Source organism: Brucella tritici, assembly GCF_008932295.1.
In the GTDB taxonomy this organism is placed as follows: domain Bacteria; phylum Pseudomonadota; class Alphaproteobacteria; order Rhizobiales; family Rhizobiaceae; genus Brucella; species Brucella tritici.
On record NZ_WBWA01000003.1, the window covers coordinates 24,393 to 37,827 of the forward strand.

Below are 13,435 nucleotides of genomic sequence, written 5' to 3' on the forward strand. Positions count from 1 at the left end.
CATCCAAAAGTGATGGAATACGAAATTTTATAACTTTAGCCTTGTCGGCTAAGCAATAAATGAAGGTTTGTAGATGGAAACGACGGCTAACGAACATAGCTCGGGAGCGGAAGAAAACACCGCCGAGGCAGCGCCCGTTCGCCTGACGCCCATGATGGAACAATATATTGAGATCAAGGCGGCGAATGTCGATTCGCTGCTCTTCTATCGCATGGGCGATTTTTACGAACTGTTCTTCGATGATGCAGTGGAGGCCTCTGCGGCTTTGGGTATCACGCTCACCAAGCGCGGCAAGCATCTGGGAGAGGATATTCCCATGTGCGGTGTGCCTGTCCATGCTGCCGACGATTATCTGCAGAAGCTGATCACCAAGGGCTATCGCGTCGCGGTCTGTGAACAGGTGGAAGACCCGGCAGAGGCGAAGAAGCGCGGCTCCAAATCGGTGGTGAAGCGTGATGTGATCCGTCTCGTCACGCCGGGCACGCTGACCGAAGAAAAATTGCTGGACCCATCCGAAGCCAATTTCCTGATGGCGATGGGGCGTACGCGCGGCGACGGTGCGCTGGCGCTGGCCTGGATCGATATTTCAACCGGAACTTTCCGTGTGGCGGAAACCACGCCGGACCGGCTTTTCGCCGATGTGATGCGGGTAGACCCGCGTGAACTGGTTGTGGCTGACAGCGCCTTCCATGATGAGGAACTGCTTCCGGTCTTCGATCTGGTCGGCAAGGCGGTAACGCCGCAACCGGCGACCCTCTTTGACAGCGCGGCTGCGGAAGCGCGAATCCAGCGCTATTTCAATGTCGCGACATTGGATGGTTTTGGCCAGTTCAGCCGTCCTGAACTTTCAGCCATTTCCGGGGCAATCGCCTATATCGAAAAGACGCAGATTTCCGAGCGTCCACCCTTGATGCGGCCCGAACGCGAGCATGAGGGCGGCACGCTTTTCATCGACCCGGCCACACGCGCCAGTCTTGAACTTGCCCGCACCATGTCTGGCAATCGCGACGGCAGTTTGCTGAAGGCCGTTGATCGTACGGTGACGGGTGGCGGCGCGCGGCTTCTTGCCGAACGCCTGACGGCACCGCTCACCAATCCGAAGGAAATCGCGCTGCGGCTCGATTCCGTTTCCTGGTTCCTGAGCGAGCAGTCGCTTTGCGAAGGCATGCGCGCGGAACTCAAGGGTGTGCCAGATATGCCGCGCGGACTCTCGCGTCTTGCCGTTGGGCGCGGTGGCCCGCGTGATCTGGGTAGCCTTGCCCGAGGCTTCGAGGCTGCACATGTCATTGCGGGCCTGCTGGAAAGCGCGTTGCTGCCCGACGAACTGGCTCATGCCCGTGATGCCGTCAGTGCCATGCCTGCCATCTTTACCGCCCATCTCGACCGGGCCTTGGCTGACGAATTACCGCTTTTGAAGCGTGACGGCGGTTTTGTGCGCGCGGGCTATAATTCCGAACTCGACGAGATGCGGGCCTTGCGCGACCAGTCGCGCCGGGTGATCGCCGGTCTGCAGGCCAATTATATTGAAGAGACCGGTATCAAATCGCTGAAGATCAAGCATAACAACGTGCTTGGTTATTTCATCGAGGTGACGGCCAACAATGCCGGGGCGATGACGGATACGGATGAAGCCAAGGGCCGCTTCATCCATCGCCAGACCATGGCCAATGCCATGCGCTTCACCACGACCGAACTGGCGGAACTCGAAAGCAAGATCGCCAATGCCGCCGACCGCGCATTGTCCATCGAGCTTGCCGTGTTCGAGGAACTGACGGCGGAAGCCGTTTCCCATGCCGACAGTATTCGTGCCGCTGCATCGGCGCTTGCGGTTTTCGACGTCTCGGCAGCGCTCGCCGTGCTGGCGGAGGAGCAGGGCTATTGCCGCCCGCAAGTCGATGACAGCCTGTCCTTCAACATTGTTGCCGGTCGTCATCCGGTCGTCGAGCAGGCCCTGCGGCGTCAGGCAGCCAATCCGTTCGTTGCCAACGATTGCGATCTCTCGCCGCAAGCAGACGGCGGAAATGGTGCCATCTGGCTTCTGACCGGCCCGAACATGGGCGGTAAGTCGACCTTCCTGCGCCAGAATGCTTTGATTGCGATCATGGCGCAGATGGGTTCCTTCGTGCCTGCTGGTTCCGCACAGATCGGTGTCGTGGACCGGCTGTTCAGCCGCGTCGGTGCTTCCGACGATCTGGCGCGTGGACGCTCGACCTTCATGGTCGAAATGGTGGAAACGGCTGCAATCCTTAATCAGGCAGGCGAGCGCTCTCTGGTGATCCTCGATGAGATCGGGCGCGGTACAGCCACTTTCGACGGACTGTCCATCGCCTGGGCAGCGGTCGAATATTTGCATGAAAAGAACCGTTGCCGGGCTTTGTTTGCCACGCATTTTCATGAAATGACCGCACTTTCAGAAAAGCTTGAGCGGCTTTCCAACGTCACCATGCGGGTCAAGGAATGGGACAATGATGTCGTCTTCCTGCACGAGGTGGCAAAAGGGGCTGCCGATCGTTCCTATGGCGTGCAGGTGGCGCGTTTGGCCGGTCTGCCGGAAGCAGTCGTCAATCGTGCGCGCGATGTGTTGCACCAGCTTGAAGCAGGCGAAACCTCCGGCAAGGCGGACAAGCTCATCGATGATCTGCCACTGTTCTCCGTCGTCTTGCAGCAGGAAAAGCCGAAGCCACAAGTTCAGGCGAAAGATAGTGAACTGGCCAAGGCTGTCTCTGGCATCAGTCCCGATGAACTGACGCCCCGAGAAGCGCTGGACCTGATCTACAAGCTGAAGGAACTGGCCGGAAAGGCGTGAGCTGAGCTTCAGAAGCAAAAAGGCGAAGCAGATGCTTCGCCTTTGTTATTACACGAAGCGGTTCGCTTCAGCGCCGTAATAGGTAATGTAGCGGCTGGAAATCCGCTCGATGGGCAGAATGATGAAAACATCGGTCGTGCCGAATGCCTCGTCGATTACTGCACCGTCACCGATCATTGCGCCAAGACGCAGATAGCCTTTCACCAAAGGCGGCATCGAGAACAATGCAACCTTGTTGTTGATGGCTTCCTTCGGCATCAGGTCCATGGCCTGATAACGATTGGGCAAGGCGCGCACGTCCCAGTCGTCCGTGGCACGGCAGTTATGATGCAGGAACGACAGGCCGAGCGCATGCGCTGCAGGCACAGCGCCGTGGAATGAAGCGCAACCAAACATCACATCGATGGAATGGCGGCGGCAATAGGCCCAGGCACCTTGCCACAGAAGCTCCACAGTGCGCTTGGAGCGGTATTCCGCCTTCACGCAGGAGCGTCCCAGTTCAAGCAGACGGAGGTTCGGGCGCGAAAGAGCCAGACGCTGCACGTCATATTCGTCGGCAGAATAGAAGCCGAGCGCCTTTTCCGCCTGATCACTGCGCATCAGACGATAGGTGCCGACAATCTGCTGGTGCTCCGGCACGGGCAGGGCGGTATCGTAAACGAGCAAATGATCGCAAATGGCGTCGAAGCGGTCGGCGTCACGAAGCTCGACTGCTTCTATGCTCTCCCGGCGCGCGCCCATTTCGTCGAAGAAGACGCGGAAACGCAATTCCTGCGCGGCCTCGATAGCCTCGCGTGAGTTTGCAAGCCGTACTTCCAGCGATCCGATGCGTCCTAGAATGATGGGATCGCCGTTGGACGCGAACAGCGCCTGTTGTGCTTCTAAGCCTGACATGACCGTATCATCAATGATTTGCTGGTCCATTCCAAGCAGTACTGTCATGATGATGGCTCCTGATTTGTCTATTCACGTATTCCTGAACGGCTTTCCCACTGATATTTCAGCGAGAGCTAACCAATTCCAATCCGCGTTCAGTCGATTGCATGGACAAGGTGTCCAATTCGACCGAAGCAGTACAGATTCAGTGCTACGCGACGATGACAGAAGCATGTCACCAATGTGTCAATTCGGATGACTGGACCTTATCCTCTTCAAAAAGCTTTTAATTTTAAGAGATCAAATTATGCGAAAGGCAGAAACTGTTCAACCTGTTGAGTTAGCGGGCAGCCCGCTCGCGCCGCCAACCAAGGAATTCTTCCAGAATTATGAGGCCCGCGCCGATGGTAATGAACGTGTCGGCGAGGTTGAAAACCGCAAATGACCAAGTCGGCAGGTGGAACAGAATATAATCCACCACATAGCCGTGCATAACGCGGTCGATAAGATTGCCGATGGCACCGCCAACGACAAGTGCAAAACCGTAGCGGGCGAAGATGCGGTCCGGCGCGTTGGTCCACCACAGATAAAGCACGAACAAAATAACTGCGGCGGTAAGTGCGACCAGTCCCCAATCATGCAGCCAGGCCAGCATGGAAAAGGCGATGCCCTCATTATGCGTGCGAAACAAGGCAAGGAACGGCAGCAGGTCGATCTGCTGGCCGTAGCCCATCCGCGTTTCCACCAGATGCTTGACACCCTGATCGATCAACACCGTGAGAACTACGACGAAAAGTGAGGACCAAACCGCGTGCCGCTTCATCCGGAAGCCCTTTCATCGAGCGTGAGTGCGTCGCGACGAATTTCGTAGAGCATGACCCCGGTGGCAATCGCAAGATTGAGGGAATCTGCACGACCGGCCTGCGGAATGCGTGCGAGCTTGTCGCAAGTGTCGGCAAGGCTGTCCGGCAGGCCCTGCTGTTCGTTGCCCATCATCAGCACGACCGGCTTGTTGGCATAGGGAATGGTGCGATAGTCGACGGCACCTTTCAGATGGGTGCCGACAACAAGGCCGGAAAAGCCTTTGCGCCAGTTGAGGAAATCGGCTTCCGTCACTTTGTAGAGCGGCATGGAAAAGACAGAACCCATCGTGGCGCGCACGGTTTCCAGCGAATAAGGGTCGGTGGTGTCGCCGATCAGAATAACGCCCTTGGCGCCGACTGCATCGGCGGTGCGGATGACAGTACCCAGATTGCCGGGGTCGCGCACGCGGTCCAGCGCAATATAGACGTCATTGTTCTTCGGCTTGAGGCTTGCAAGCGGGCGATATTGCTGCTCGAAAACACCGACAACCATTTGCGGATTGTCGCGGCGGGTGATGGCAGCCATGATCTTTTCGGTCACTTCCAGCACAAGTCCGCCCTTGGCGAAGGTACGGGCGGCAACCTGCTCAACCATTTTGTTGCCCTTGCCGGATTTGGCGAAGACAAGCGTCTTGATGCGCCAGTCCTGTTCCAGCGCGTCGATGACAAGCTTCAGTCCTTCGGCCAGAAACACGCCCTGCTGGTCGCGGAATTTTTTCAGCGCCAGCGAGCGGAGATCTTTCACGATTGGGTTGGTGAGGCTGGTGACTTCCTTCACCTGCCCCACTTTGGAATACTCGGCACGAGAGCCGCCTTTGGAAAAATCGTCGTCACGGCTCATTTTGCTACCCAGCGGCTGAACATGGATGTGGAAAGCGCGCGCCCGCCCGTTTGGCCGTTGGAACGTTCGCGCAGAATAAGTTCGCCCGATTCGACCGTGCCGCCAAGGCCGGTGAAACGGTCGCGCATCAGTTCGTGAATGGCGAAGAAAGAGGCGCGGATCGAATAGGCAGTCAGGATGACGGCCAGCGGCTTTGGCGTCAGGATGGACCGACATGTATCGACCATTGCGGGCAGATGCTCGAACAACTGCCAGACTTCACCGCTCGGGCCACGCCCATAGGCAGGCGGATCGAGCAGGATAATGTCGTAGAAGCTGCCGCGCCGCTCCTCGCGCTGCACGAATTTCATAGCGTCTTCGCAGATCCAGCGGATTGGCTTATCGGAAAGCCCGGCCATTTCCTGATTTTCACGCGCCCAGAGAATAGCTTTCTTGGATGCGTCCACATGGGTCACTTCCGCGCCTGCCCGTGCCGCCACCAATGAGGCGAGGCCCGTATAGCCGAACAGATTGAGCACCTTCACGCTGCGTCCGGACTTTACACCTTCCCGGACAAGCCCATCCATATAAGACCAATGTGCGGCCTGCTCGGGAAACACGCCGACATGGCGAAATGACGTGAACCGGCCATGAAAGGAAATGCCATCGTGCTGCATCGGCCAGGTTTCGCCGAGCGGCTCTTTTGGAAACGCCCAGCGCCCCATGCCTTCCTCGTCGGTGTTGCCGGTGAAGACGGCATCGGCCTGATCCCACTCTTTCTGCGGCAGGCTTGGCAACCAGATTGCCTGACCTTCCGGGCGGACAATCCGATAGGGGCCATATTGCTCGAGCTTCAACCCGTTGCCGCTATCGAGAAGCGCATAATCGGGCGAGGGCTCCGTTTCGAGAATGAGCGGCAGTCTTTCTCCCGGGCGTACACCGGCATAAGGCTTGATTTCGCGAAGCGGAGCGGCAGGCTTGTCGTCTACGGGCTTGGGCGCGGCCTTGGCGAATTGGGGGCGCGGTTTCTTGAAAGACGAGCCCTTATTGTCAGGCTTGTCATCAAATCGGCCTTCAAATTTGCTTTCTGAACGCGGCGCATCATGTCTTGCGCGCTCGAAACCACGGTCCTGCTTGCCGCCCGACGGCTTTTTGCCTTTTCCCTTTGGCGCTTTCACCCGAAACTCCAATCATGATGATTGGGGTCTAGGTAGGATAAACAGGGCCGGTGTGAAAGGGGAAAACGACGTTCACGCTCACAAAGGGTATTTCGGCCATGAAAACCCGGAAGTTTTGCCTCCGGGTTTGAGAATAGCGGGCGTTTCAGGAGTTCACGACCGATATATTGCGCTTTTCGGCGGCGGTGCTGCGTTCAAGCAGACGTGCAGCTTCCTGTTTGTACATACGCTCCTTGCGGCGATGCTTGCCCTGCGTGAGCCACGTCACCAGAGAACCGATGACAACACCGAGAAGAAGTGCACCAAACAGCCACAGGAAGAGTGGCGCATTATAGGACAGGGCAGGATTGCCCGGATTGAACGGATCGATCGTGAATTGCACCGATGCGCGATTGGCAACCGACAATGCAATCAGAACCACTGCGAGCGGCACCAGAACGATGATGGCGATGATGCGTTTTGCCGCCATGATATCTATCAGACTGCGCCGTTCAGACGGTCGCGCAGTTCCTTGCCGGTCTTGAAGAAGGGAACCCACTTTTCTTCCACGTCCACCGTTTCGCCGGTGCGCGGATTGCGGCCACTACGGGCAGGCCGGTTCTTCACAGAAAAGGCGCCAAAGCCGCGCAGCTCAACACGATTGCCTTCGGCAAGAGCGTTTGTGATCTCGTCGAATACCGCGCCCACGATGTTTTCGACATCGCGCTGAAAGAGATGCGGATTACGGCTGGCGATAATCTGAACGAGTTCCGATTTGATCACGGCTTTAAACCCCTGTTCTTCTATTTGTTTCATCCGGTATCTACCGGATATTGTGTAAGTTTGCCCGGCTGGCGTCAATTCGTTTCAGGCGTACCGTCAACGTGCCAAACCGAGAGAAGTCCGTCAAGAAAGATGCGTTCCTTGGCGATCTGCTTCAACATGCCGTCTGCCTCCTGCGGCACGCCGAGAAGGCGCGCACCGGCATGAATGATAAGATCGCGCAACGAGAAACCCGTTTCACTGCCGACTGGCTTCCATTCCAGACGCGGCAAATCCTTGGAAAGCCCCTTGCTCGCAAGCCAGGCCACGGCTTCCTCTTCGCCGCCCAATCCGTCGATCAATTTTTTATCCAGCGCCTGCCGCCCGGTAAAAACGGCACCATTGGCAAGCGCAAGCGCCTGTTCATGCGTAAACGAACGGCGCTTTTCGACAATGTCCACGAACCATGCATAGGAATCCATAATCATGTTGCGGATCATACCCTTGGCTTCTTCGCTGGCCGGGCTGAAATAATTGGGTTCTGCCTTGAGTGGCGACGATTTGATGGTTTCGACCTTCACGCCGATCGTATCGAGAAGCTTCGAGACATCGGGATATTGGAACAGAACTCCGATTGAACCAACGATGGATGTCTGCCGCGCGACGATATGGTCGGATGCGCTGGCAATCATGTAACCGGCGGAGGCGGCAAGTGTTCCTACCTGCGTGACGACCGGCTTTTTCTCGGCAATCTTGCGCACGGCTTCGAAAATCGCTTCGCCGCCCACCGTCGTTCCACCGGGCGAATCGAGAACCAGAATCACGCCCTTGACGGCATCGTCCTTGGCTATCTTGTCGAGGCGCTTCAGCAATTCCTCGTTCTCGAAGATGGTGCCTTCAATGCGAACCTTGGCGATATGCGGCTGGTTGAAATTGGTGCCGCGCATGGACCATGAAGCAAAGACGGCGATCAAGGCTGCTATCAGAAGCAGGAAGGCTCCACGCCAGATCGTCAGTTTTCTGCGTAATTTCCGGCGTTCGATAATTGCTTCGGCGTCCTGAACCATTCCCGTCCATCCGTTCGTTCAAATAGCGTGGCTTGCGACCGACAAGTCACCTTTTGCCTTGAATGAAAGCATGCGGCAAGCCTCTTCGAAAAATCGTTCTGGATAGAGATAGTGCCTGAAATACATATTGTAATGACGTCGGGCGCGATTCTTGCGCTTGGCGCAAGGTCAGCTTTCCTGACAGCATTACGCATAACTGTAATTTGACACGATTTTGTGGTATCAAAGAGTTGATTAGCATTCTACCTAATTCGGTAGAGTGAAAATTGGGCTGAATTATCAAAGGCATAAACTGTTCCTGCTGCCTGTTTGGGAGGCGGGTGCGGTGTTTTGTGCGGTATAAAGCTATTGAGCAACCGGCTATTTCACCCCAAATAAACCTTATTGAAATGAAAGAGCGCGACATAGGCGCGCCGATTATTGAATTCTACGGAAGCCGTTGAGGAATAGAACGCAACATGACTGCCGACACCACACATAGCCACGCGCCGCAGGACGCGACTGCTCCGGTTCGCGGTACAGGTGGCGTGCGTTTTGGTGCGTCGGAGAAAGCCGAGACGCTTTTTCATGCTGCACAGCGCCATTCGGTTCGTGTTCGCGTTTTGAAGACCGCGCTACCTGTGGCTGCTATCATCGTAGCTGCCGTCTTCTCATGGTACACATTTCTTGCGACGCCAAACACGCCCATAAAGGTGGAAGTGAACAATGGCGGCGAAAGCGGCAAGCTTGTCATGACAAGCCCGCATTTGAACGGGTACACCAAGGACAATCGCCCCTATTCGATGACCGCTTCCAAGGCGACGCAGGATGCAAAGAACAGCGGCGCGATTTCGCTTGAAGGCATCTCCGCCGAATTGCCGGTTGGTGAAAAGGGCACGGCCAAGGTCGAGGCAACGTCCGGCGTTTACGATAATGCCAATGGACGTTTGCAACTTGATAAGGACTTTACTGTTACGACAGACGAGGGTTTACGTGCGGTGCTGCGTTCTGCGGACATAAACCTCAAGAGCGGGCAGATCACGACCGAGAAGCCTGTCGATATCCGCAGCGGCAGCACGCATATTCTGGCCGACAGCATGCAGGTCAAGGACAACGGCAAGGTTCTGATTTTCGAGAACAAGGTTCGAATGACTGTTGACGGCAGCGTTGTTTCGCCCAACAAGGCTCCCTGAAAAGGGTGCCTGATTTGAGATAGGGGAAGCGTTCGGGCCGATTTATATCTGTGCGGGCGCTTGAGTGCATTTTCAGATCGAAATGTGCTCGAAAACTAATTGTTAGAGCGTGATTCTGATGCAGTCAGGGTGCTACAGGCTCTAAACCGTTTTTTTGATCGCATTTTGAGACGCCGAATGTTCCCATTTGGCTGCAAAGTGCTTAATGTTGCGTCTGACCGCATGTCGGCCCAAGGATGGTCGAGTGCTTCGGGGAGCTGAAGATATATGGAACGCGAGACGGGCAAGATGAACAAGGGTACGATGGCCCGCACTTTGCGGATGGGATTTGCAGTTCTGGCGCTCGGCATTGTCGCGGCTCCGACGGCCTCTTTGGCGCAGGAAGGCGCAGCCGTGAACGGTTTGAAGCTTTCCAACAGCAAGGCGCCTGTCAAGATCGACGCTGACAAGCTGGAAATGCGCGACAAGGAAGGCATCGCCATCTTCACTGGTAATGTTGCCGTTTCGCAGGGCGATGCCTTGCTGAAAGCGGGCCAGATGACCGTTTATTACAATAAAGCCAAGAAAGACGGCGAGGCGCAAGCTCCAGAACCGGCAAGTGCTGGCGTTGGGGGCATCGATTCGTCGAGCATCGATCACATCGACATCTCCGGAAAAGTTTATCTCAAGTCTGGTACGCAGGTCGCAACCGGCGATACCGGTCGTTATGATGCGAAAAATCAGGTGATGGTTCTTCAGGGGCAGAAAGTGGTCCTGACCGATGGCGACAATGTCGTGACCGGTTGCAAGCTGACGGCGCATCTCGATACAGGTCGCGCCAATGTCGAAAGCTGCAAGGGCCAGACCAAGGGTCGCGTATCGATCATCATGGCCCCGAAAGATCAACAGCAGGGCGGTGCTGCGCCCAAGCAGAACTGACCGGAGCAGGCGTGGGATTGTTCTGGAACAAGAAGGCCGACGGGCCGCAAGACGCATCGCAAAATGTCAACGCACCATCCGATGTCGCGGGCGCGATGCCTGGCCAGCCGGGTAAGTCGACGCGTCTCAAGGGGACGCTGGTGGCACGCGGTCTCTGCAAGAGCTATCGCGGTCGGCAGGTCGTCAATGGCGTGTCGTTCGGTGTGCGTGCTGGCGAAGCTGTCGGTATTCTGGGGCCGAACGGCGCAGGCAAGACCACTTGCTTCTATATGGTGACAGGCCTCGTTCCGGCTGATGCCGGTTCCATCGAGATCGACGGGTTCGATGTCACGTCGATGCCGATGTATCGTCGTTCCCGCCTGGGCATCGGTTATCTGCCGCAGGAAGCCTCTATTTTCCGTGGCCTTTCGGTGGAAAACAACATCAAGGCCGTGCTGGAAGTGGTGGAGAAAGATCGCTCCAAGCGCGCTTCCGAGCTGGATGCGCTGTTGGAAGAATTTCACATTGCTCATCTGCGCAAGGCGCCTGCCATTTCTCTTTCAGGCGGCGAGCGCCGTCGTCTCGAAATTGCGCGTGCGCTGGCATCACGCCCAAATTTCATGTTGCTCGATGAGCCATTTGCCGGCGTCGATCCGATCGCCGTTTCGGATATCCAGCAGCTCGTTCGCCATCTAACAAGCCGCGGAATCGGCGTTTTGATTACCGACCATAATGTGCGTGAAACGCTTGGTCTTATCGACCGCGCCTACATCATTCACGCCGGTCAGGTGCTGACACACGGTCGTCCTGCCGAAATCGTCGCCAATCCAGACGTGCGCAGGCTCTATCTCGGCGACCAGTTTACGCTCTGATATTCAGGGTATTTCCGGATCGTTTCACGTTCCTCTTGAAATGCCCTCATTCTGACCGGTCGTCGGTTTGAGCCTGTTATGTTCTGTCCAACGTTGCAGAAAGTGCGGCTGAACCGCGACTATTTCCCCTTTTGTCCCAAAACCGCACATTCTGAATTGACAAGCAAGGTTCATACCAGTTTTCATTCAAATGCGCTTTCAGCCTAAAGTGGCTGCGAGCGGACGGCTTATTCCCTCTGTTCGGGCTCAGGTCCCATGTCGATGGAGCGCCGTGTGAAAGCAAGTTTGCTGTCAAGGGTAGTGTGCATGTTGACCATGTGCTCCGCAGTTATTGACAGGGTTCAACTGGGGGAGAATTACGCGTCGCATGGCTCTGTCGCCCAAGCTCGATTTCCGTCAATCTCAATCGCTGGTGATGACACCGCAATTGATGCAGTCGATCAAACTGCTGCAGATGACGCATATGGAGCTGGAGCAATTTCTCGACGTTGAAATCGAAAAAAATCCGCTGCTGGATCGAATTGAGGCAGCGAATGATGATTTTGCGGGCTCTGAGGCCGTACGGGACGATATCGAAACCGATAGAGAGGATGCGGCGGCGGACGGCTTGTCGGATGGCGACTGGTTCAAAACAGACGCTTCGGATGATGCCGAAAATCTCTCATCCACCTTCGACAGCTCGCTCGAGAATATCTTTCCGGATGATCCGGGCCGCTTCGATGAAATCAGTCCAGATCTTGCCGCACAATGGAAATCCTCTGTCGGAGACGGATATGTTTCAGGCAGCGGTTATGACATTGATCAGGTTACAGCCAGCCGGATGTCGCTGGGTGAGCACGTGGCGGAACAGATCGCGCTGACGTTTTCCAGAGCGGCGGACCGGTTCATTGCGACAGCGCTTGCCGACGCGCTGGACGAGAGCGGTTATCTGCGTATCGATATGATCGGGCTGGCCCAGAATCTGGGTGTGGAAACGATTGAGATCGAACGCATCCTTGGATTGGTGCAAAGCTTTGATCCGCCTGGCCTTTTTGCCCGTGATCTGCGGGAGTGCCTGGCGATACAGCTGCGCCTCAAGAATCGGTTCGATCCGGCAATGGAAGCGTTGATCGACAACCTCGATCTCCTGGCGCGGCGCGACTTCGCGACGCTCAAGAAGCTGTGTGGTGTCGATCAGGCCGATATCCTCGACATGCTGACCGAAATCCGCATGCTTGATCCAAAGCCCGGTTCATTATTCGAGATTTCCGTGGCGGATGCCATTGTGCCGGATGCGCTGGTGACGCCGTCGCGTGACGGTGGCTGGGCTATCGAGCTGAATGCCGCCGCGATGCCGCGTCTTATCGTCAACAACGAATATTATGCCGAGGTTTGTACGGCCGTGAAGCCTGAGGAAAAGGCTTTTCTCTCGGATTGCATGCAGACCGCGAACTGGCTCGTACGCAGCCTCGACCAGCGTGCGCGTACCATCCTCAAGGTCACGCAGGAGATAGTTCGGCAGCAGGACGGATTTTTGCGCCAAGGGGTGACCCACTTGAAGCCGCTCAATCTGCGTATTGTCGCCGATGCGGTCGGTATGCATGAATCGACCATCAGTCGCGTGACCGCGAACAAATTTATGGCCACGCCGCGCGGCGTGTTTGAACTGCGTTATTTCTTTACGGCTTCCATTGCCTCATCCGAGGGCGGCGATGCTCATTCGTCGGAGAGCGTACGTCATCGCATCCGCCAGATGATCGATGCTGAAAAACCTGACGACGTGCTGTCCGATGATGCCATCGTGGATGCGCTGAAGAAGGACGGTGTGGATATAGCGCGAAGAACGGTCGCAAAATATCGGGAATCGATGAATATTGCCTCATCGGTTCAGCGCAGGCGTGAAAAAAAGGCAAGATTGTCGGCTTCCTGATTGCGTAGAGCATTTTGCAGCCAGGTGGAACCACCTGACGTCGCATTGATGCGGTAAAACAAATAGATAGAGCGTTTGCAATGATTCAATCAAAACAGCAAATGCTCTAGCCAGAACGGTTCCACAGATTGCGCTGGAAAGGGACTGCCTTAAATCACCGATTGTACCTCTAGGGCTTAATTCTCGTATTTGAATATGGAGGAATGCTCTAAAATTTTGGATCTACAGCGCTGC

At 56.0% G+C, this 13,435-nt stretch carries 12 protein-coding genes; 5 read left to right on the forward strand and 7 right to left on the reverse strand.

Annotated features, from left to right (window positions below):
• Positions 1-73: 73 nt before the first annotated feature.
• Complete coding sequence (mutS, locus tag F9K91_RS04210) at positions 74-2,806, forward strand: DNA mismatch repair protein MutS (protein WP_151677279.1); 2,733 nt, start codon at positions 74-76, stop codon at positions 2,804-2,806.
• A 48-nt stretch (positions 2,807-2,854) separates the two neighbouring features.
• On the opposite strand, the gene olsB is transcribed toward mutS, so the two are convergent.
• From olsB to sppA, 7 genes are all read right to left on the reverse strand, one after another.
• Positions 2,855-3,748: a l-ornithine N(alpha)-acyltransferase gene (gene olsB / locus F9K91_RS04215; RefSeq protein ID WP_167522172.1), complete on the reverse strand. Its 894-nt coding sequence runs from the start codon at positions 3,746-3,748 to the stop codon at positions 2,855-2,857.
• Positions 3,749-4,022: 274 nt separating this feature from the next.
• Positions 4,023-4,505, reverse strand: coding sequence for a signal peptidase II (lspA, locus tag F9K91_RS04220; protein WP_151555524.1), 483 nt, complete (start codon positions 4,503-4,505; stop codon positions 4,023-4,025).
• The gene (locus F9K91_RS04225) at positions 4,502-5,386 is read right to left on the reverse strand and encodes a TrmH family RNA methyltransferase (protein WP_151555523.1); all 885 of its coding nucleotides are present in this window, start codon (positions 5,384-5,386) and stop codon (positions 4,502-4,504) included. The genes lspA and F9K91_RS04225 overlap by 4 nt, the downstream gene beginning before the upstream one ends.
• Positions 5,383-6,543, reverse strand: a complete 1,161-nt coding sequence (locus F9K91_RS04230) for a class I SAM-dependent rRNA methyltransferase (protein ID WP_151653789.1) — start codon at positions 6,541-6,543, stop codon at positions 5,383-5,385. The genes F9K91_RS04225 and F9K91_RS04230 overlap by 4 nt, the downstream gene beginning before the upstream one ends.
• Before the next feature lie 145 nt (positions 6,544-6,688).
• Positions 6,689-7,012 (reverse strand): lipopolysaccharide assembly protein LapA domain-containing protein, encoded by a 324-nt coding sequence (locus F9K91_RS04235; protein ID WP_061344836.1) that lies wholly within the window; start codon positions 7,010-7,012, stop codon positions 6,689-6,691.
• An 8-nt stretch (positions 7,013-7,020) separates the two neighbouring features.
• Complete coding sequence (locus F9K91_RS04240; RefSeq protein ID WP_004687882.1) at positions 7,021-7,305, reverse strand: integration host factor subunit beta; 285 nt, start codon at positions 7,303-7,305, stop codon at positions 7,021-7,023.
• Between the two features lie 74 nt (positions 7,306-7,379).
• The gene (gene sppA, locus F9K91_RS04245) at positions 7,380-8,351 is read right to left on the reverse strand and encodes a signal peptide peptidase SppA (protein WP_151555521.1); all 972 of its coding nucleotides are present in this window, start codon (positions 8,349-8,351) and stop codon (positions 7,380-7,382) included.
• A gap of 458 nt (positions 8,352-8,809) precedes the next feature.
• Here sppA and lptC point away from each other — a divergent pair, with 458 nt between their 5' ends.
• The 4 genes from lptC (at position 8,810) to rpoN (ending at position 13,201) form a co-directional block, all read left to right on the forward strand.
• The gene (gene lptC, locus F9K91_RS04250) at positions 8,810-9,523 is read left to right on the forward strand and encodes an LPS export ABC transporter periplasmic protein LptC (RefSeq protein ID WP_151555520.1); all 714 of its coding nucleotides are present in this window, start codon (positions 8,810-8,812) and stop codon (positions 9,521-9,523) included.
• A gap of 267 nt (positions 9,524-9,790) precedes the next feature.
• Positions 9,791-10,441, forward strand: a complete 651-nt coding sequence (locus F9K91_RS04255; protein WP_151555519.1) for an LptA/OstA family protein — start codon at positions 9,791-9,793, stop codon at positions 10,439-10,441.
• Positions 10,442-10,452: 11 nt separating this feature from the next.
• On the forward strand, positions 10,453-11,292 hold the full coding sequence (gene lptB, locus F9K91_RS04260) for an LPS export ABC transporter ATP-binding protein (RefSeq protein ID WP_010658003.1): 840 nt from the start codon (positions 10,453-10,455) through the stop codon (positions 11,290-11,292).
• Positions 11,293-11,659: 367 nt separating this feature from the next.
• Complete coding sequence (gene rpoN / locus F9K91_RS04265) at positions 11,660-13,201, forward strand: RNA polymerase factor sigma-54 (RefSeq protein ID WP_151555518.1); 1,542 nt, start codon at positions 11,660-11,662, stop codon at positions 13,199-13,201.
• The last annotated feature ends 234 nt before the right edge of the window (positions 13,202-13,435 follow it).

Bases quoted from the DNA above. Each gene is read 5' to 3' on its own strand.
- F9K91_RS04225 (WP_151555523.1), bottom strand. From the start codon at position 5,386: ATGAGCCGTGACGACGATTTTTCCAAAGGCGGCTCTCGTGCCGAGTAT.
- sppA (WP_151555521.1), bottom strand. From the start codon at position 8,351: ATGGTTCAGGACGCCGAAGCAATTATCGAACGCCGGAAATTACGCAGA.
- olsB (WP_167522172.1), bottom strand. From the start codon at position 3,748: ATGACAGTACTGCTTGGAATGGACCAGCAAATCATTGATGATACGGTC.
- mutS (WP_151677279.1), top strand. From the start codon at position 74: ATGGAAACGACGGCTAACGAACATAGCTCGGGAGCGGAAGAAAACACC.
- lspA (WP_151555524.1), bottom strand. From the start codon at position 4,505: ATGAAGCGGCACGCGGTTTGGTCCTCACTTTTCGTCGTAGTTCTCACG.
- F9K91_RS04255 (WP_151555519.1), top strand. From the start codon at position 9,791: ATGGAACGCGAGACGGGCAAGATGAACAAGGGTACGATGGCCCGCACT.
- rpoN (WP_151555518.1), top strand. From the start codon at position 11,660: ATGGCTCTGTCGCCCAAGCTCGATTTCCGTCAATCTCAATCGCTGGTG.
- lptC (WP_151555520.1), top strand. From the start codon at position 8,810: ATGACTGCCGACACCACACATAGCCACGCGCCGCAGGACGCGACTGCT.
- F9K91_RS04235 (WP_061344836.1), bottom strand. From the start codon at position 7,012: ATGGCGGCAAAACGCATCATCGCCATCATCGTTCTGGTGCCGCTCGCA.